Annotated in this window: 17 protein-coding genes; 5 read left to right on the forward strand and 12 right to left on the reverse strand. The window is 60.2% G+C overall.

The window, feature by feature from the left end:
- Nucleotides 1–2 precede the first annotated feature (2 nt).
- On the forward strand, nt 3–686 hold the full coding sequence (locus A3C3_RS0111945; protein ID WP_028739581.1) for an ABC transporter ATP-binding protein: 684 nt from the start codon (nt 3–5) through the stop codon (nt 684–686).
- Here A3C3_RS0111945 and A3C3_RS0111950 read toward each other — a convergent pair whose 3' ends face one another.
- Complete coding sequence (locus A3C3_RS0111950) at nt 687–1151, reverse strand: DUF5680 domain-containing protein (protein ID WP_022714840.1); 465 nt, start codon at nt 1149–1151, stop codon at nt 687–689.
- A 71-nt stretch (nt 1152–1222) separates the two neighbouring features.
- Nucleotides 1223–1801, reverse strand: a complete 579-nt coding sequence (locus A3C3_RS0111955) for a hypothetical protein (protein WP_022714841.1) — start codon at nt 1799–1801, stop codon at nt 1223–1225.
- Between the two features lie 306 nt (nt 1802–2107).
- On the opposite strand from A3C3_RS0111955, the gene dnaE reads away from it, so the two are divergent.
- A complete protein-coding gene (gene dnaE / locus A3C3_RS0111965) occupies nt 2108–5590 on the forward strand; it encodes a DNA polymerase III subunit alpha (protein ID WP_028739582.1) in 3483 nt (1160 codons plus the stop codon).
- A gap of 1 nt (nt 5591) precedes the next feature.
- Here the strand turns inward: dnaE and A3C3_RS38210 are convergent, their stop codons facing one another.
- The 4 genes from A3C3_RS38210 to A3C3_RS0111990 all read right to left on the reverse strand — a co-directional run bounded on the left by A3C3_RS38210 (nt 5592) and on the right by A3C3_RS0111990 (nt 9516).
- Nucleotides 5592–6119, reverse strand: a complete 528-nt coding sequence (locus tag A3C3_RS38210) for an HIT family protein (RefSeq protein ID WP_051154459.1) — start codon at nt 6117–6119, stop codon at nt 5592–5594.
- 52 nt (nt 6120–6171) lie between these two features.
- Nucleotides 6172–6642 carry a hypothetical protein gene (locus A3C3_RS0111975; RefSeq protein WP_022714845.1) on the reverse strand — a complete coding sequence of 157 codons (471 nt, stop codon included), beginning with the start codon at nt 6640–6642 and terminating at the stop codon, nt 6172–6174.
- A 204-nt stretch (nt 6643–6846) separates the two neighbouring features.
- Nucleotides 6847–8085, reverse strand: a complete 1239-nt coding sequence (locus tag A3C3_RS0111985) for a L,D-transpeptidase family protein (RefSeq protein WP_022714847.1) — start codon at nt 8083–8085, stop codon at nt 6847–6849.
- Between the two features lie 138 nt (nt 8086–8223).
- Nucleotides 8224–9516, reverse strand: a complete 1293-nt coding sequence (locus A3C3_RS0111990; protein ID WP_022714848.1) for a DNA polymerase IV — start codon at nt 9514–9516, stop codon at nt 8224–8226.
- A gap of 78 nt (nt 9517–9594) precedes the next feature.
- On the opposite strand from A3C3_RS0111990, the gene A3C3_RS0111995 reads away from it, so the two are divergent.
- The gene (locus tag A3C3_RS0111995) at nt 9595–10182 is read left to right on the forward strand and encodes a GNAT family N-acetyltransferase (RefSeq protein WP_022714849.1); all 588 of its coding nucleotides are present in this window, start codon (nt 9595–9597) and stop codon (nt 10180–10182) included.
- On the opposite strand, the gene A3C3_RS0112000 is transcribed toward A3C3_RS0111995, so the two are convergent.
- Together A3C3_RS0112000 and A3C3_RS0112005 are read right to left on the reverse strand one after the other, a co-directional pair.
- The gene (locus A3C3_RS0112000; RefSeq protein ID WP_022714850.1) at nt 10157–10840 is read right to left on the reverse strand and encodes a hypothetical protein; all 684 of its coding nucleotides are present in this window, start codon (nt 10838–10840) and stop codon (nt 10157–10159) included. The genes A3C3_RS0111995 and A3C3_RS0112000 overlap by 26 nt on opposite strands.
- 5 nt (nt 10841–10845) lie before the next feature.
- On the reverse strand, nt 10846–11154 hold the full coding sequence (locus A3C3_RS0112005; protein ID WP_022714851.1) for a DUF3572 domain-containing protein: 309 nt from the start codon (nt 11152–11154) through the stop codon (nt 10846–10848).
- 132 nt (nt 11155–11286) lie between these two features.
- Between A3C3_RS0112005 and A3C3_RS0112010 the strand changes: the two genes are divergently transcribed.
- Together A3C3_RS0112010 and A3C3_RS0112015 are read left to right on the forward strand one after the other, a co-directional pair.
- Nucleotides 11287–11658: a response regulator gene (locus A3C3_RS0112010; protein ID WP_022714852.1), complete on the forward strand. Its 372-nt coding sequence runs from the start codon at nt 11287–11289 to the stop codon at nt 11656–11658.
- Nucleotides 11659–11676: 18 nt separating this feature from the next.
- On the forward strand, nt 11677–13050 hold the full coding sequence (locus tag A3C3_RS0112015) for a PleD family two-component system response regulator (protein WP_022714853.1): 1374 nt from the start codon (nt 11677–11679) through the stop codon (nt 13048–13050).
- 747 nt (nt 13051–13797) lie between these two features.
- On the opposite strand, the gene rpmG is transcribed toward A3C3_RS0112015, so the two are convergent.
- From rpmG to rnr, 4 genes are all read right to left on the reverse strand, one after another.
- Nucleotides 13798–13965: a 50S ribosomal protein L33 gene (gene rpmG, locus A3C3_RS0112020; protein WP_003547442.1), complete on the reverse strand. Its 168-nt coding sequence runs from the start codon at nt 13963–13965 to the stop codon at nt 13798–13800.
- 93 nt (nt 13966–14058) lie between these two features.
- Nucleotides 14059–15243 carry an MFS transporter gene (locus A3C3_RS0112025; RefSeq protein WP_028739583.1) on the reverse strand — a complete coding sequence of 395 codons (1185 nt, stop codon included), beginning with the start codon at nt 15241–15243 and terminating at the stop codon, nt 14059–14061.
- A 232-nt stretch (nt 15244–15475) separates the two neighbouring features.
- Entirely contained in the window at nt 15476–15937 is a 462-nt protein-coding gene (locus A3C3_RS0112030) for a DUF983 domain-containing protein (RefSeq protein ID WP_022714855.1), read from the reverse strand.
- Nucleotides 15938–16045: 108 nt separating this feature from the next.
- Nucleotides 16046–18418, reverse strand: a complete 2373-nt coding sequence (gene rnr / locus A3C3_RS0112035; protein ID WP_028739584.1) for a ribonuclease R — start codon at nt 18416–18418, stop codon at nt 16046–16048.
- Between the last annotated feature and the right edge of the window lie 2 nt (nt 18419–18420).

Genomic DNA, 18420 nt, shown 5'->3' on the forward strand with positions numbered 1-18420 from the left:
CAATGAAACGGAACGTCGTTCTCAAGCTTTCCGGCGTCGAGCGTCACTATGGCCAGGGCGATACCGTGCTCACCATTCTGAAGGGCGCAGATTTTACCCTCCACAGCGGCGAGATCGTCGCGCTGGTCGCTCCTTCGGGTACCGGCAAATCGACGCTGCTGCATGTCGCCGGCCTGCTGGAGCATCCGGACGGCGGCGAAGTCATCGTCAACGGTCAAGTCTGCGAAGGGCTGTCCGACGAGAAGCGCACGGCGATCCGCCGCAGCGAGATTGGCTTCGTCTACCAGTTCCACCATCTCCTCCCGGAGTTTTCGGCCCTCGAAAACATCATGATGCCGCAGATGATTGCCGGTCTGCCGCGAAAGGAGGCCGGCGAACGCGCAAAGCAGCTGCTCGACTACATGCGCATCGGCCACCGCGCGAGCCATCGTCCCGGCGAGCTTTCGGGCGGCGAGCAGCAGCGGGTCGCGATTGCGCGCGCGGTTGCCAATGCGCCGACCGTGCTTCTCGCCGACGAGCCGACCGGGAACCTCGATCCCGAGACCGCCAGCTACGTGTTCGATGCGCTGGAGGCGCTCGTCCGCCAGTCCGGTCTTGCCGCGCTCATCGCCACTCATAACCACGAACTCGCCGGCCGCATGGACCGTCGCGTGACCATCAGCGACGGTAAGGTTGTCGAGTTTTGATTAGGGGCGGATGAGGCCGCCTCGGTAGTCCAGCTCGTAGGCTCTCCGCTCTGCAACGATGATCATTTCCCGTCCGCTGAAGTGATCGCAATCGCCGGTGCTGTGGTCGGCATAAAAGCCGAATGCATGCTCGAACTCCATGCCGCCCAGGAAGCGACTGTATTCGGCATACATCGTCGAAAGCGCGGCCTTGATGACGGCGCCTGCCTTCTCTCCATCGATTAGCATCGGCTCGACAATGCGGCCGAAATAGTTCATGACCCAGACGGGCTCGCCGCCCAGCCACACGACTTCTTGTCCGGCGAAATCCGTTCCGCCGAAATAGCTGTCAAGATAGCGCCATTCTCCGCGCTCGTAGCCGATGTCGTGCGATCCGCTGCGGCAGGCGTCTAATTTTTTCCCGCCGCCGACATAGGTATTTGCCTTCGCTTCGACGATGAAGCCGTTCAATGCAGCAAGATTCATGGCTCTCGGCCTCCCGCGCTGAAGCTCGCCCAAAAACGCTTGCGTGTAAAGAACAAAAGAAGAACTGGCGACTATTGGCCGCAGATCGATCGACCGGTTTCGTCGCTCCACTGCTCGATGGTGATCACGCGAGGCGCGGCTTTCACGTCCTTTCCGTTCTTCTGCAACTTGCCGGTCAGCGCATTGTAGTCGCATGAACCGCCGGCACTGGGATCGAGCGTGTCGTAGTGATTGTGGGTGTAGCCCGCGACAACGAATTGCTTGTTGCGGTAGGCAAGCGTCAGCGTCAGGTCCCAACGCTCGCGGCCGATCGCGCTGTTTTGGGCATGGACGGCAATGGAGGATTTGCCGGCAGCCTTGATCGTGGGCTCTTGGCCAAAGGCGCCGTCTGCATCCGTGATGCCCCAGATCTTGCTGGGCGCGCTTGCCGAAAGCCTGAGCAGTTCGTGGTCGGTGTCACGCAGATAGATGTAGATGCCGATCTGCTCTTTTCTCTCGGCGTCGGCCGGTGCGACGAGGATGGCCAGATCCAGCTTGCCGTCGCCGTTCCAATCTCCGGTCGCGCCATCGACGATGGCACCAGGGTCTATGTCCGCAGCCGACGTCGCCGTTGCGACGAGAATGGCGATCAATGCGATGACAGCCCTCATAATTCTCCTCCGATTCCGCCGTTAACTATGCGCAAATGATTCCTGTTGACAACAGAACAATAGCGGAACAAAGTGGAAACATAACGAGTAAAGGAGAGCCCGATGACTGACATGATCCGTGATATCGCAGCATTCACCTCCATTGCAATGTTCGTTGCCAGCTTTTCGTTGATCCTCATGGCAATGTAATTTTTCAGGGGACCGCATCGCTTTCATGCGGTCCGCACAAGGGACTGCTTCTGGACATCGCCGTCATCAACACCGACAATGCAAACCGATTCATTCGGGCGATTGGAAGGGTATGAGATGGCGGATGCGCAGAGCGGCTTCGTCGGCGGTACGCCGGGCTTCGTGCATCTGCGTGTCCACTCGGCTTATTCGCTTCTTGAAGGCGCGCTGCCGCTGAAGAAGATCCTTTACAAGGCATCGGGGGACAGCCAGCCGGCAATCGCCGTCACAGACACCAACAATCTGTTCGTCGCTCTCGAATTTTCGCAAAAGGCGATGGAAGAGGGGTTGCAGCCGATCATCGGCTGCCAGCTGTCCATCGATATGGACGGCTTGGAGACAGAAAGGCGCGGCGGTCAGCAGGCGCTGGCCAAGCTGCCCTCGATCGTCGTGCTTGCCGCGACCGCGGCAGGCTACGAACGGCTCGTCGATCTCGTCAGCCGCGCTTATCTCGGCGGCGAAGACCACCAGGCGGTCCATATCAGGGCATCCTGGCTGGAAGAGGCCGGAACCGAGGGGCTGATCGCGCTGACGGGTGCGCTTGGCGGTCCCGTCGACATGGCACTGAAGCAGGGGCATGCCGCGCAGGCGCAAACCCGGCTGCTTGCCCTGAAGCGCCTCTTCCCAGACCGGCTCTATGTCGAATTGCAGCGCCACGGAACCTATGACAAGCGCCATGAGCAGAAGGTCGTGGGGCTTGCTTATGAGCACGATCTGCCGCTGGTGGCGACCAACGAGGCCTTCTTCCCGACGCGCGACGATTATGATGCCCATGATGCGCTGCTGGCCGTTGCCCATAACGCCATCGTCTCGGACGACAGCCGCTTCCGCCTGACGCCGGATCACTATTTGAAGAGCCGCGCGGAGATGGCGAAGCTCTTTGCCGATCTGCCGGAAGCGCTGCAAAACACCGTCGAGATCGCCCGCCGCTGCTCCTTCGTACTGAAAACCCGTAAGCCCATCCTGCCGCGCTTTACCGGCGCCACTGACGATCCCGAGGAGGCGGAACGCGCCGAAGCGCTGGAGCTCCGCCGCCAGGCGGAGGAGGGGCTCGCCATGCGCCTTTCCACACTCGGCATGTCGCCCGGCTATGAGGAGAAGGATTACCGCGAACGGCTGGAATTCGAACTCAGCGTCATCGAGCGCATGCGGTTTCCGGGCTACTTCCTGATCGTTGCGGACTTCATCAAATGGGCAAAGCAGCATGATATCCCTGTTGGCCCCGGCCGCGGTTCCGGTGCAGGCTCGCTCGTCGCCTATGCGCTGACGATCACCGACGTCGACCCTTTGCGCTTTTCGCTGCTCTTCGAACGCTTCCTCAATCCGGAACGCGTCTCGATGCCCGACTTCGACATCGACTTCTGCCAGGACCGCCGCGAAGAGGTGATCCGCTACGTGCAGCAGAAATACGGCCGCGAGCAGGTGGCGCAGATCATCACCTTCGGTTCGCTGCAGGCGCGCGCTGCCCTGCGCGATGTCGGCCGTGTGCTGGAAATGCCTTATGGCCAGGTCGACAAGATCTGCAAGCTGGTGCCGAACAATCCGGCCAATCCGACGCCGCTCTCCAAGGCGATCGAGGAAGAGCCGAAGCTTCAGGAGGAGGCAGCGAAGGAGCCCGTGGTGGCGCGCCTGCTCGATATCGCCCAGAAGATCGAGGGCCTTTACCGCCACGCCTCGACGCACGCCGCCGGCATCGTCATCGGCGACCGGCCGCTCTCGAAGCTGGTCCCGATGTATCGCGACCCGCGCTCCGATATGCCGGTCACCCAGTTCAACATGAAATGGGTCGAGCAGGCCGGCCTCGTAAAGTTCGACTTCCTCGGCCTGAAAACGCTGACGGTACTGAAGGTTGCGGTCGATTTCGTGGCCAAGCGCGGCATCAAGGTGGACCTCGCCGCGATACCGCTCGATGACAAGAAAACCTACGAGATGCTCTCTCGCGGCGAAACGGTCGGCGTCTTCCAGGTCGAAAGTGCCGGCATGCGCAAGGCCCTGATTGGCATGAAGCCGGACTGCATCGAGGATATCATCGCCCTCGTCGCCCTTTATCGCCCGGGCCCGATGGAAAACATCCCGACCTACAATGCCCGCAAGCATGGGGAAGAAGAGGTCGAGTCGATCCATCCGATGATCGATCACCTGCTCAAGGAGACACAGGGCGTCATCGTCTATCAGGAACAGGTGATGCAGATCGCCCAGGTCCTGTCCGGCTATTCGCTCGGCGAAGCCGATCTTCTGCGCCGCGCCATGGGCAAGAAGATCAAGGCAGAAATGGACCAGCAGCGCGAACGCTTCGTCGACGGTGCCATCAGCAACGGCGTGTCGAAGCCGCAAGCCGACAACATCTTCGAACTGCTGGCAAAGTTCGCAAACTACGGCTTCAACAAGTCGCATGCCGCCGCCTACGCGATCGTCTCTTATCAGACGGCCTACATGAAAGCGCATTACCCGGTCGAGTTCCTGGCCGCGTCGATGACGCTCGATATGTCGAACACCGATAAGGTCAACGATTTCCGGCAGGATGCCAAGCGCCTCGGCATCGAGGTCATCGCACCCTCGGTTCAAAGCTCGTTCCGCCAATTTGAAACCGGCGACAGCCGCATTTATTACGCATTGGCGGCGCTGAAGGGCGTCGGCGAAAATGCCGTCGATCACATCGTCGAGGTTCGCGGTGACAAGCCTTTTGCCAGCATCGAGGATTTCTGCCTGCGTATCGATCCGCGCCAGGTCAACCGACGCGTGCTGGAAAGCCTGATCTATGCCGGCGCCTTCGATTGCTTCGGCCAGGATCGCGCCCAGCTCGCAGCCGGCCTTGATCGCATTCTGGGCTATGCCCAGCGCGCGCAGGAAAATAAGCTGAGCGGCCAGTCGGATATCTTCGGCGGCGCGCTGTTGTCCGGGCCGGAGAAAATCGCGCTGCCGCCGTTTTCGCCCTGGCTCGCTTCCGAGCGGCTGCTCAAGGAGTTCCAGGTGCTGGGCTTCTACCTGACGGCGCACCCGCTCGACAGCTACAACAACATCCTGCAGAAGATGCGGGTCCAGACCTTTGCGGAATTCTCCGCGGCCGTGAAGCAGGGCGCAACCAATGCCCGGCTTGCCGGAACTGTCATTTCGAAGCAGGAGCGAAAGACGCGCACCGGCAACAAGATGGGCATCATCGTATTTTCGGATTCGTCCGGACAGTTCGAAGCTGTGCTGTTCTCCGAAATGCTGAGCCAGTATCGCGACGTGCTGGAACCCGGGAAGTCCTTTGTGCTAACCGCCACCGGCGAGGAGCGGCCGGAAGGCGTCGGTTTGCGCTTGCAGACGATCCAGTCGCTCGAGGAAAAGTCGCTGCAGATGCAGAAGTCGCTGCGCGTTTATGTCCGCGATTCCGGACCTCTGCGCGCCGTTGCGGCCCACCTGAACGCCAAGGGCGACGGCCTGGTTTCCTTCATCGTCATCAAGGAGGACGGCAAGCGCGAGGTCGAGGTCGAGCTGCCGCAAAAATACCGCATCACACCGGAAATTGCCGCCGCCTTGCGCGCCGCCCCCGGCATCGTCGATGTCGAGCTTGTCTAGGTCAGGAACTGCCTGAACCAGAATCACGGAACGCCCGTTCCTGAAGAAAGGCTTGGGTGATCTGCTCCCCTAGCCGTGCCATCTCGCCGGCGGGAATCTGCAGCACGCCATGCTCGGCCATGAGCGCGTGGTACTGTTGCGCTTCGAGGGGTACGCCTGCGGGCAGTGGAACCACATGGAAATGGAGGTGGCTGTTGGCTTGCTGGCTGCCGAGTGAAAGAACGTAGATTCTTTCAGCCTCGAATGCTTTTTTCAGTGCCCGAGACAAGAGGTGTACATGCCCTTGCAATCGCAGGTATTCTTCGGTCGAGAGATCTTGAGCCAAGTCTTGGCGGTGTTTCTTTGGTGACACCAAACAGTATCCGGGCAGCGTTGGATACTTGCTGAGAAAGATGATCGTCTCCTCATCCTCGAAAATGCGATGATGGAAGAACGCAGGATCTCCGCTCACCAGCCCGCAGATAAAACAGGGTCTTGTCGCTATATCGCCCAGGTAGGCATCGAGATTGAATGGCTGGCGTTTGCTCATGGTGAACATCATCAGGACCACGCGCATAAATCAAGATTTCTTGCGCTGCCTTTCAACTAAGAGCGAAGGTTGTTTTGAGCGCCTTAGCCGCATGTTGCGTGTGGTCTCTGCGATCAATGAAGTTGCGCGCCCGAGGGATTGGGTCACGCAGATACTGATCGGGACCCAGCATCTTGCGTTGATTTAGCTCGGCCGTGCTGAGCGGATCGAAATCGACTCCCTCGATCGCGCAGCCCCACCCGGGATTGCGAGATGCCCACCCCTTCCGATGGTGTTCCAGAAGCTGTTCGCGCCCGCAATAGCCGTGATGATCGAAGGCGATGATGCCGTTCGTCACATACATATGACCTCCTGCAAAACCCTCGTTCGGAATAATCCGCTCAGCATGGAAGCCTTCGAGCGGCGGACGCTGAAGGAAGACACCGGCGAGGATGTGGCAGGCGCCATAGCCAAAGAAGATACGGTCAGGCAGCGCCCACCGCTTTTCAGGATTTTTCTTGATGCCGTGTTTTAGGACATACATGCGTGAGCATTTCCATTTTCGATCAGGCCCACCGCTTGGTTGTTCGATCGTTCAGAATGAATCGCTCTATCATGCAACCAGTATTTCATTGATTGCGACGAGCTTGCAATTAGAAGCTATGCGCCAGGCCTGCGAAATCGGAACCAACTGCAAAAGGGCTCCCGGTACGACGGCCGTGCCGCCTGCCGTCGATGGCTTTGCGCTCTAGCGCGTAATTGTGATGAAATCCGTGCCGGCGCCGGTTTCTGGGCCGATCCCGGTGTCGGAAATCGTCAGCGTCGAGCCCGCCGCCAGCATGCCGCCGATCCGGCGGCGTATTTCGTCGGGTATCGTGATGCGGTCGAGCGCGTTGGCGATCGGCGTGCCGGTTACGATCGAACTCTCGTTGGCGACGATCCCGAGCCGCTTCATTGCCTGCCTGGAAAGATCGTTCTTGAGCGTCACGCCGAGCCAGTCGGCCTTGCCGTTTTTGGCGTCGACGGCGTGCAGCGCGAAGAAATGCGTGCCAAGTGCCTGCCGTGGGTTGTCGATCGTCAGCGGCGCCTCGAAGACCGGCATGAAATCCTGCCGGACCATGATGATGCCGTTCGGCGGCTCGCCTTTGCCCGCCGCAGCGTAAACTTCCCTAAGGAGAGTTTCGCTGACGAGCGCTTTGTCACCTTTGAATTGCGCCGGCCGCAGCGCCTTGAAGGTGTTGATGGCCTGAATGGTGGCCGTGCCGACAAGGCCGTCGGGTGTGCCCGTCGAAAAGCCCAGCTGGTTGAGATAGGTCTGGATATCGATGACCGTCTCGCGCTCGGTGCGCCGGGTGATGAGAATGCGGATCGGATCGGTGTTTTCCGGTGCCGCGACCTGCGCGACAGGCGATGGCGCGGCGCTGTTCATCGCCAACTGAACAGGCTCTCCGCGGTTTTCGCCGATCGCCGGGCGCAGTTCCGCATCCGAAAGCAGCAGTGGCGGTTCCGGCAGATCGGGACGGAAGAGATTTGGATGCGCGATCGGCTCGGGCGCCACTTCGGCATCGCTTATGATGACCGGCACGCTGAGATCCGTTATCCTGTAGAGTTGCTTGGCAAAGGCGGGGGGCATGCGCACGCAGCCGTGGGAGGCCGGATAGCGCGGCACGGAATTCGATTCATGAAGTGCGATGCCAGACCAGGTCAGTCGCTGCATCCATGGCATCGGAGCTGCGGAGTAGAGGTTGGACTCGTGGTATTTCTTCTTTTCGAGAACGGAAAAGATGCCGTTCGGTGTCGTGTGACCTGCCTTGCCGGTCGAGACTTTCGAGGTCGCGATCACTTCTGTGCCGTCATAGACGACAAGCGACTGCTTGTCCTTGGAAACGAAGATTTGCAGGGTAGGGGCATCCACTGCAAAGGCCGGGTGATTGACGAGTGCGGTCGCCGACAGCAAGCCGAGGCCGAAAACAAAACGCGAGAACATGTGAGCCAACCAATACGCAATACTTGTCCGGCATGTTACGGCACGATGCTTAAGGAAGGCTTGAGCATTCGTCGTTGGATCGGCGCTCACGCAATGGTGATCTTTGGGTAGCACAGCCGTGTACTTGCGATTGCCCGATTATCCGTCGCGTTTGCCGCTGCCGAAGGTATAGCCGGTCTCCACGGTCTTCTTGCCGAATTTCTCGCGCAGCTTGTCCATCGCGGTTTCCGCCGCCGCGCGCCGCGTGGATTGCTGGTCGATGAGGTCCGGCGGGTCAGCCCGCGCCGGGTCGCAAAGGTCGGTGACGCCGATGCCGATCAGGCGGAATTTCGTGCCGTCCGTTTCTTTCTGCAGAAGCTCGATGCCGGTCCGGAAAATCCTGTCGGCAAGCTGCGTCGGGTCTTCCAGCTTCCGGTTGCGCGTGCGGGACTTGAAGTCCGCCGTCTTCATCTTCAAGACGACGGTATTCCCGGCGATGCCGCTCTTCTTCAGCCGCCAGGAGACCTTCTCGGAGAGACCGCGCAGGATCGGCACCAGCTCGTCATAGCGTGAAATATCGTCGAAGAAGGTGGTCTCCGAGGAGACGCTCTTTGCCGGATCGTTGAGGTGAACCTCGCGGTCGTCGATGCCGCGCGAAAGGCGCGCAAGCCTCTGGCCGATACTGCCGTAGCGGCGCATCAGGTCCGTTTCCTCCATCGTCTGCAATTGCCCGATTGTGCGGATGCCGTCCGCTTCGAGCGTTGCCGCGAGAGCCTTGCCCACGCCCCAGATCGTCGTCACCGGGCGCGGCGCCAGAAACTCGACCGCTTCTTCGCGGCCGATGACGGAGAAGCCGCGCGGCTTCTGCATGTCTGAGGCCACCTTGGCGAGGAACTTGCAGTAGGACAGCCCGACGGAAACCGTGATACCGATCTCCTTTTCCACTCGGCGGGCGAATTTCGCGAGCGTGCGGGCCGGCGGGTCATGGTGCAGGCGCTGGGTGCCGCCGAGTTCGAGGAATGCCTCATCGATCGAAAGCGGCTGCACCAGTGGCGTCAGCTCCTGCATCATGGTGCGGACCTCGCGGCCGACCTTGACGTATTTGTCCATATCGGGACGGATGACGACCGCCTGCGGGCATGCCTCCAGCGCCTTGAACATCGGCATGGCGGAGCGAACACCGTGGATGCGGGCGATGTAGCAGGCGGTGGACACGACGCCGCGCTTGCCGCCGCCGATGATGACCGGCTTGTCGGCGAGCTCTGGATTGTCGCGCTTTTCCACCGCCGCATAGAACGCGTCGCAATCAATATGTGCGAGGGTCAGATCATAGAGTTCCTTGTGCCGTACGAGGCGCGGGCTGCCACAGGCCATGCAGCGGCGTGCCTCGCCCTTCTGCTCGGCAAGGCAGTCTCGACAGAAGCCGGGTGTCTTGTCAGGGGTGGGCGTCATCGGGGCGAGAACAAAGATTGAACATTGTGAGACTACGCCTTAAACTTCCGAGTCTCAAGAGACAGGAGAGGTTTGGCTTTGGATATCGATCTGCGTTTTGAGCCGGTGACGCCGGAGCGCTGGACGGATTTCGAGACGCTCTTCGGCCCGCGCGGTGCCTTCTGTGACTGCTGGTGCGTGGCTCTCAGATTGCCGCATGCAGTGCGCACCAAAATGCGGCCGGATGAGCGGAAAGGGTATATCAAAAACCGCATCGCCGCCGGTCCGCCGCCCGGCATTCTCGCCTATGCGGATGACCGGCCGGTCGCTTGGGTGCAGGTGGGACCGCGCCAAGATGTTGCCCAATTCAACTCGCCGCGCACGGTTTCCCGGCCGCTGGAGGAGGGCGATGTGCTGGACCCGTCGATCTGGGCTGTGAGCTGTTTCTTTCTTTCGCTGCCACTGCGTGGCAAAGGTCTCAGTCATCGCCTGCTGCAGGGCGCGATCGATCACGCGCGGCAAAACGGCGCGCGCTGTCTCGAAGGCTGTCCCATCGACCATACGAAGCAGTCGAAGTCGGTCACGCTCTGCATCGGCTCGACCGCGATCTTCGATGCGGCGGGCTTCGAGCCGGTGGCACGGCGAAAGGAGGGGCGGCCGCTCATGCGGTTGGATTTGCTGCAGTGAGGCTCCGAGCCGCGTCGGCTTCAGTGAAATGACTACCGATCAGCGATGCAGCCTCGTTCCAGTCGTGAATCCGCTGAATGTCGTCCATGGCCGCAGGTGCGAAACGGTGAATTTCGGAGACCGGCATCAGATGCAGCAGAAGGCAGTTATCGACATGTTCGCGCACCGAATGAAGATTGACCGCCATGTCGTCGATGAAAGCGACGGGCAGGGGGCGCACGCCATGCAGCGCCTTGACGACCGGCCCTTTCGGCTGACGGGTCGCAAGCAGCGGGTAGGGGAGGCTGAAGCGGTCGAGCAACCGCCGCCGTTGATCCGCATAGACCGGCGGCATTGCGGTCAGGAAAACGATATCGGCAGTGGCGGAGAGCCTGCCGAGCGTCTCCGCAGCCAGCGAAAGCGGCAGCTGCCACTCCTCCTGCCGTTCGAAGAAGGTTTCGATCAGCCGGCTGACATGGATAACCTCGAGCGCAACCCCATCTTTAGAAACGATATTGCCATGAAGATGAAAGGAACGCGGCAAAAGCTCATGCCCTTCGCTGAGAAGAAACCGCTGAAAGGGATCGATGAACTGCAGCACGACGTCGTCGACGTCGCAGACGATCAGCGGCCGGTCGCCGAGCCGCACATGCGAGATGTCGAAGGTCCCGGTCTCCATTGCGCTCAGTATTCTCCGGAATCGAGGCCGGGAGAGGAGAAATGCCGCCATACGGCAGCAAGCGTATCGGGCATCGTGCCGGTCGCCTCGCAGAAGGCCACCGCCGTGGGCTCATGGTTCATCAGGAAATCCAGCATGCCGGCAAGGAAGCCAGGATCGTGGACGGCGTTGCGGACCTGGGCAGGCTCCACACCCGTCAGCGCCAGAAAACGCGAGAACATGTCGGGTTCGTTCGCCAGCCAGCTGAGAACGGCAATCGCCGTTTCCTGGGGGTCTGCGGCTAATTGTTTGGAAGTCTTGAAGTTGCTTTGCATTTCGCTGGGTAAGTTACCTTTTCTTCAACCAAATACCGGTAGTTTACCACTATCGGTTTCCTGGATTCGTGTGCGCAGTCTTCTGTCACGGCGCGATCGGCTGCAGGGACGAGACGTAGGGACAAGCGTGCCATGCCCAAACAGGTGATGATTGTAGAAGATAACGAGCTCAACATGAAGCTCTTTCGCGACCTGATCGAGGCGTCCGGCTATACGACAATTCAGACCCGAAACGGGATGGAAGCGCTTGATCTTGCTCGAAAATACAAGCCGGACCTGATCCTTATGGATATCCAGCTTCCGGAGGTTTCCGGCCTGGAGGTTACCAAATGGCTGAAGGAAGACGACGAACTGCATGTCATCCCGGTGATTGCGGTGACGGCCTTTGCAATGAAGGGCGACGAGGAGCGTATCCGCCAGGGCGGCTGCGAAGCCTATGTCTCCAAGCCCATCTCGGTTCCGAAGTTCATAGAAACGATCAAGACCTATCTCGGTGATGCCTAGCGCATCTGAAAGACGTTTATGACTGCGCGCATATTGGTGGTTGATGATATTCCGGCGAATGTGAAGCTGCTCGAAGCGCGGCTTCTCGCGGAATATTTCGACGTGCTGACGGCGGCGGACGGCTATCAGGCACTGGCGATCTGCGAGCGCAACCAGGTCGATCTCATCCTGCTCGATGTGATGATGCCGGGACTTGACGGCTTCGAGGTCTGCGCGCGTCTTAAGGCGAGCGCGAAGACCTCGCATATTCCCGTCGTGATGGTGACGGCGCTGGACCAGCCGGCTGACCGCGTGCGCGGCTTGAAGGCGGGCGCGGATGATTTCTTGACCAAGCCGGTCAACGACCTGCAGCTCATCTCCCGCGTGAAGAGCCTTCTGCGCCTGAAGACGCTGAGCGATGAACTGCGCATCCGCGCCGAAACGGCCGAGACGATGGGGATCGACGATCTGCTCCGTGCCGGCGAAGGGCGCTCGGAAGAGGCCGGACAGATTCTATTGGTCGACAGCCGCGCCAATTCGCAGGAGCGTATCATCAAGGCGCTGAAGCCGATCGCCGATGTGACGGCCATCTCCGACCCGCAGGCAGCCCTGTTCGAAGCTGCTGAGAATGCTTTCGAACTCGTGATCGTCAATGCCAATTTCGACGATTACGATCCCCTGCGGCTCTGCTCGCAATTCCGCTCGCTGGAGCGTACCCGTTTTCTGCCGATCCTGATCATAACGGAGCAGGGCGCTGACGACATGGTCATCCGGGCGCTCGATCTCGGCGTCAACGACTACATCGTCCGTCCGGTCGATACGAACGAACTCGTCGCCCGCGGCCTGACGCAGATTCGCCGCAAGCGCTTCAACGACCGCCTGCGCGCCAGCGTCAAGCAGACCATCGAGCTTGCCGTCACCGATCCGCTGACGGGTCTCAACAACCGCCGTTACCTCGACAATCATCTCAAGGTTCTCTTCAACCGCTCGATGGCCCGGGGGCGGCCACTATCCGTACTGATCACCGACATCGACCGTTTCAAGCAGGTGAACGACACGCACGGCCATGATGCCGGCGACGAAGTGCTCAAGGAATTTGCCAACCGCATCCGCTCGACCGTGCGCGGCGCCGATCTCGCCTGCCGCTATGGCGGCGAGGAGTTCGTCGTGGTGATGCCGGATACATCGCCTGAGGTGGCTGCCGCGGTTGCCGAGCGTCTGCGGGCCTCCGTCGAAAGCATTCCTTTTGGGTTGAAAACGGCAGGGCAGGAGCTGAAAGTCACCGCTTCCTTCGGTATCTCTTCGCGCCTATCCTCGGTCATCACGCCGGACCAGCTTATGAAGCAGGCCGATCTTGCTCTTTATGAAGCAAAGAACACCGGCAGGAACCGCGTCGTTGCTGCTGCAGCCTGACGGCAATACTGTCTCAGGACCGGTGCAGGACATCGTTTTCCACCGGAGAACGCCGAATATTACAAATTTGTAATCGTGGCTTTGGCAAAGGACACGCTTCTTTTGTGGAAAAGACGCGGAAATGGATCACAGCCTTCGGTGACCGTCTTAGGGTGCATCTGCTGCGGCGGGAAGAACAAAGGGGCTCTGTTAAAGAATACACGGATAGCGGCAGGCCGCTACGCGGGCAGTGCTATTTCCCGAACGGAAATGTTGCGACCTTACGTAACGTCAACATGCGGCAAAGTTACTGCTATGTGCCTATTGGTTTCTTTGCAAAGCTGGTTCATTTCCTGAGGGCCTAAGTCGTTAGGCTGATCTCCACCTGCCCCAAAATTGGACTTTTAACCATAGGAGCAGGCAGGAATTTCTCATCATTAAGAATTTGTTGATTTTCTTTCATTTATGCGCAAATTATTGGCTCATAAGAGAAAAGCACTCCCTGTTGAGGAGTCTGCATACCCCATGATGCTCAGGTCCGCCGCATCTCCTGGGTCGTGGGGTCCGGTCGGCTAGCTCGCAACTTTTCGCGGTTCCTCGTGCCGCCTTGCCTGCTGGCCGACCCCCTTTGCCGGAAAAACGCCGTCTTTCCCATCACGGAGAAAGACGGCGTTTTTGTTTGCGCTGACAGTGGCAAAACACAATCCAGGAATGAAAAAAGCGCGCAGCCAGACGGCGCGCGCTTTTTAAACAACCTGAGATCAAGATTTACTTGATCTTGGTTTCCTTGAACTCGACGTGCTTCTTAGCGACCGGGTCATACTTGGTCTTCGTCATCTTGTCCGTCATCGTACGGCTGTTCTTCGTCGTGACGTAGAAGAAACCGGTGTCGGCCGTCGACAGCAGCTTTATCTTGATTGTGGTAGCCTTGGCCATGGTTGTCCTGCCTTTACGAAAATGAAAGCCGTGGAAAGCCGGATGGGCTCCACGGCAAATTCTGGCGCGAAACTACGAATCCGGCCCGAAAAGTCAAGCCCGCTTTCGGAGGAAAAGCAGTCTTATGCCCGCCAGCAAGGCATAAAGCCCGAAGAAACAGGCAATCGCATATGCAAAACCATTGTTTCCGGCAACGTCGATAGCAACTCCGATTGCCTGCGGGCCGGCAACGGTGCCGACGGCATAACAGAAGACGAAGGCGGCATTCGCCGCTGCAAGATCTGAACCTGTCAGCCGGGAACCGAGGTGGCTGAGGCCGACGGTGTAGAGGCCGGCAACGCAACCGCCCCAGAAAAGCAGGACCCCTGCCATCATGATCCAGCTGTGGGACAGCAGCGGAAGCATCAGCGAGCCGATAAGGCCCATGAAGGCCATGGCGGCAAGCAGTGGGCGCTTGTCGGCAATCCGGTCGGAGAGCATTCCGACCGGAATTTGAAAGATCACATTGCCGATACCCATCACCGTCAGCAGCAGTGCCGCCTGCGATTCGGTGAAGTTCGCGCGGATTGCATAGATCGGGAACAGTGAAAGGCCGCCCGCCTCGACCGCGCCGAAAATGAAGACTGCGGCCGTTGCCGTCGGGACCAGGAAGACGTAGCGCATGAAGTGCAGCTCCGGCTTCTCTTCTAGGATCGGGCTTTCGTGTCGCGCGATAAAGATCGGAATGGCCGCAAGCAGGATCGCGGCTGCGCCAACAAGAAACGGCAGTATGCCGTCGCTGCCGAGAATCGAGAAGAGCAGGGGGCCCGCTGCGAAACCGAGCGATAGCACTGTCGCGTAGATGCCAAGCACGAAGCCTCGTTTCGTAGGCGGTGAGGCGGCATTGATCCAGAACTCGGACAGGATGAACAGTGTCGTCGTCGCGCCGTGGAATGCAAAGCGCAAAGGAAACCAAAGCCAGAAATTCTCGGCGTAGTAAAATCCGAGCGAGCTGAGCGCCGAAATCACCACCGCCCAGAGCATTGTCGGGGCGACCCCGTACTTATGCGCGAGCTTTGTGGTGATCGGGGCGGCAGCCATGGCGGCGATGCCCGCCATGGCTGTATTCAGGCCGATGAGCGTTGAGGGGATACCGCGCTTTTCCAGGATGATACTGAGAAGCGGAAGTCCGAGGCCGATCGCGATGCCGACAGCGGAAATCGACGAGACGGCGGCAACCAGCGACGGCCAATGGATTTCCTCGACATCGCCCGGTGTGCCGTTTCTCGGCTGAGACATGAATCCATCCTTGAATGACTGAAACGAATCGCCCGTTTTGTGGCACATAGAAAGGCACACGCGTGCCAAATCCAAGTGACGGGCTGTGCTTTACGGAAAGTCCGGTGCCGATGGCAATAGATCAAATAATCCAGCTCGTGTTCACTCAGGACTGGCGCTGCAATCCTGCAGCGCCGGCGAGCGTTGCCCACTACACGCGAATTATGTCTGGACGGTGAAGGTGCAGGACTGCTTACGATGAGCGCCTGCGGCCGGGAATATCGTAGTCGTCGTGATCGTCGTTCTGGTCGCCGAAACCATGCAGGCGAAGCGCCCATTGCAGGCCGATCACGCCGCCCTTGATCGGCTGGATCGAGACGAGGGCGGTCAGAACGGTGATGGGAGCCCAGATCGCCAGCGTCAGCCAGAGCGGCAGCGGCCAGATCATGTCGGTCATCATGTAGCCGCCGACCACGACGTGGCCGAGAACGAGGATGACGAGATAGGGCGGCAGGTCATCGGAGCGCTGATGGTGCATGGCCTCGCCGCAGGCGGCGCAATGGTCGACGGGCTTCAGAAAAGCCCTGAAAAGCTTGCCGCTGCCGCAATGCGGACAACGGTTCAGCATGCCGCGCATGATGGAGCGGCCGAGCGGACGCTCGGTCTTTCCTGCGTCCCCATAGCGGACCGGCTGTTCGGTGGAGGCAGTGGTCATGGTCGTTCCTTTTCGAGCGTCCCTACACGCATGGAGCGCCGCAATCCGCCTCTTGGCGGAGAAGGGACGCTCCTTTCTTCAAATGCAGAGCATCCCGAAAAGGATGCCCTATAGCCGCCCCCTCGGCGGCCTTGTCCCGGCCATCTTGCGGGCCTGCCGGTTGTCACGGCGGCCTGCCTTGTGGAACGAGCGCACTGCCGTCGGCATGTTGCGTCCTTCGCTTATCATCTCGAAGCGAAGCGCGCCGGCGAGTGGGATCGCTTCGGCTAGCTTCACGGTGACATCGTCTCCGAGACGGTACCCCAGCCCGGTCCTCTCACCCGACAGTGCTTGATGCGCCTCATCGTAGATAAAGTAGTCCGTGCCGAGCGTAGATATAGGTACGAAGCCGTCGGCTCCATAGTCAGGGAGGGCGACAAATAGTCCCGATTTCGTGACGCCCGATACGCGCGCCTTGAACTCTTCCCCGACACGCGTGCTGAGATGATGGGCGACCAGCCGGTCGACCGTCTCGCGCTCCGCGGCCATTGCACGGCGCTCGAAGGTGGAGATTTCAGCGGCGATGTCGTCGAGCGCGGCTTCTTCCTCCGGTGTGATGCCGCCTTCGCCGAGACCGAGCGAGCCGACCAGCGCACGATGAACGATCAGGTCCGCATAGCGGCGGATCGGTGAGGTGAAATGCGCATATTTCATCAGGTTCAGCCCGAAATGGCCGATATTTTCCGGGCTGTAGATCGCCTGGCTCTGCGAGCGCAGGACCATCTCGTTGACCATCGTTTGATGCGGCGTGTTCTCGGCTTTTGCCAGGATGCCGTTGAAGCTGTTCGCCCGCACATTGCCGCCCTTGGCAAGCGAGATGCCGAGCGTTGCCAGAAATTCGCGCAGGATCTCCTGCTTGGCGAGCGTCGGGCCGTCGTGAATGCGATAGATCAGCACCTGACGCTTCTTCTCGAGCGTTTCGGCCGCGCAGACATTGGCCTGGATCATCATTTCTTCGATGAGCTTGTGCGCGTCGAGCCTGGGCGGCACAACGACGCGGTCCACCGTGCCGTCCGGTTTCAGCAGGATCTTGCGCTCGGGCATATCGAGTTCGAGCGGCTGGCGCCTGTCACGGCCGCGCCTTATCACTTCGTAGGCGTGCCAGAGCGGTTTCAGTATCGGTTCCAGCATCGGCCCGGTCTTGTCGTCTGGCTTGCCGTCGATCGCCGCCTGCGCGTTGCTGTAAGAAAGCTTCGCCGCACTTTTCATCATGATGCGGTGGAACGTATGCCCGGCCTTCCGGCCCTCCTTCGAAAAGACCATGCGCACGGCAAGCGCCGGTCGGTCGACGCCTTCTTTCAGCGAGCAGAGATCGTTGGAGATGCGCTCCGGCAGCATCGGCACGACGCGATCGGGGAAATAGACCGAATTGCCGCGCTTCAGCGCTTCGCGGTCGAGTGCCGAATTGGATCTCACATAGTAGGAGACATCGGCGATCGCCACGGTGATGATCACGCCGCCCGGGTTGTCGGGGGAGGGATCCGGTTCGGCATAGACCGCGTCGTCGTGATCCTTCGCATCGGCGGGGTCGATGGTGATCAGCGGCACGTCGCGCCAATCCTCGCGATGCGACATCGTCGCGGGCCTGGCCGCATCGGCTTCGTCGATCACCGGCTGCGGGAAGACATGCGGAATGCCGTGCGCGTGGATCGCGATCATCGAGATCGCCTTTTCCGAGGCGACGGAACCGACGACCGACAGCACCTTTGCACGCGGCAGGCCGAAGCGTCCGAGGCGCGCGATCTCGACTTCGACGAGGTCGCCGTCCTTGGCGTCGCCGGTATAGTCCGGATCGATCAGCATTTCTTCGCCGCGCCGTTCGATCGGCAGCAGCCGCCCAGCGCCGCCGGGGGCGGTGCGGAAAACACCCATGGTCGCGCCGCGGCGCTTGTCGATGATCTTTATGATGCGCGCGGTATAAGCCGGTCCGCCACGGTCAGCGGCCGGGAAAATCTTCGCCACGACGCGGTCGCCCATTCCGGCAACGGGTGCCTTGCCCTTCCCCTGACGGCCGGCAGGCGACGTCTGGCGGATCGCGACTGCAGGCGCAACGCCTTGATCCTCCGGCCATTCCGCCGGCCGGCCGATCAGTTCGCCGTCCTTATCGCGTGTGGTAATGTCGAGAACGGTCACAGGCGGCAGTGCGCCCGGCCGGATCAGCGACTTCCGTGTCTTCTGCAGCATGCCTTCCTGTTCGAGGTCCCGCAGCATGTGCTTGAGTTCGACGCGGCTGTCGCCCTTGAGGCCGAAGGCCTTGGCGAGCTCGCGTTTGGACGCCTTTTGCGGATGTTCGGCGATGAAGCGCAAAATGACTTCGCGCGACGGCAATGCGCCGTGCACGATGTTCAGCGGTTCGACGGGAGCGGCATCGCGGCTCGCGCGGCCGATCTTCCCCGGGCGCTTGCCCATGGTCTTCGTTCTTTCGCGCGGATTCCTACTCACTC

The sequence above is a fragment of the Rhizobium mongolense USDA 1844 genome, assembly GCF_000419765.1.
Classification (GTDB): Bacteria; Pseudomonadota; Alphaproteobacteria; order Rhizobiales; family Rhizobiaceae; genus Rhizobium; species Rhizobium mongolense.